General features: G+C 62.8%; 1 protein-coding gene. It reads left to right on the forward strand.

All coding sequences use genetic code 11. From position 1 onward, the window contains the following. Positions 1-903 (forward strand): transketolase C-terminal domain-containing protein (locus ENZ74_RS32855; protein ID WP_281059764.1); only part of this gene is annotated, 903 nt, incomplete at its 5' end. Between the last annotated feature and the right edge of the window lie 119 nt (positions 904-1,022).

Genomic DNA, 1,022 nt, shown 5'->3' on the forward strand with positions numbered 1-1,022 from the left:
GTCATCAACGGCGCCGTGCCGGAAACCATAAGCGGCTCCGCCGACCTGACCGGCTCCAACAACACCAAGACCAGCCAGACCAAGAACATTACGCCCGACGATTACGGCCAGCGTTATGTCCACTACGGCATTCGCGAACATGGCATGGCGGCCGCCATCAATGGCTTGACGCTGCATGGCGGCCTCATCGCCTATGGCGGCACCTTCCTGTGCTTCTCCGATTATGCCCGCCCGTCAATGCGTCTGGCTTCGCTGATGGGCATCCGCTCGATCTTCGTCATGACCCATGATTCCATCGGTCTGGGCGAAGACGGCCCGACCCACCAGCCGGTCGAGCATCTGGCGGCATTGCGCGCGATCCCCAACCACAATGTCTTCCGCCCGGCCGACGCGGTCGAAACCGCGGAATGCTGGCAGATCGCCCTGGAGTCGGAAAAGACGCCGTCGACCTTGGCGCTGACCCGCCAGAACCTGCCGACGGTGCGCACCGAATTCACGGCCAAGAACCTCAGCAGCCAGGGAGCCTATGAGCTGGCCGCCGCCAGCGGCGAGGCGGCGATAACGATCTTCGCCACCGGCTCCGAGGTCGAGATCGCACTTGGCGCGCGCGAGCTGTTGGAAAAGCACGGCCATCCGACCCGCGTCGTCTCGGTTCCCTGCTTCGAACTGTTCGACCAGCAGAGCGACGACTACCGCAAGAAGACGATCGGCAATGCGCCGATCAAGATGGCGATCGAAGCCGGCATCCGCCAGGGATGGGATCATCTGATCGGCTCAGACGGCATCTTCGTCGGCATGACCCGCTTCGGCGCGTCGGGCACGATCGAGCAACTCTATCCGCATTTCGGCATTACCGCCGAGGCCGCGGCCAAGGCGGCGGAAGCCCGCCTGCACGCCAAGTAAGATTCTGGGCCAGTTCGGCGAAACCGCGAAAACGGCTTCGCCGGGCTGGCTCAACTTAATCGATTTAAATCCACGCCAGTGCGGCTGGATTCTTTCTGCTTCCGCCGCTATGAAACTGC

It is taken from the genome of Mesorhizobium sp. M7A.F.Ca.CA.002.15.2.1 (assembly GCF_003998715.1).
GTDB classification, from domain to species: domain Bacteria; phylum Pseudomonadota; class Alphaproteobacteria; order Rhizobiales; family Rhizobiaceae; genus Mesorhizobium; species Mesorhizobium ciceri.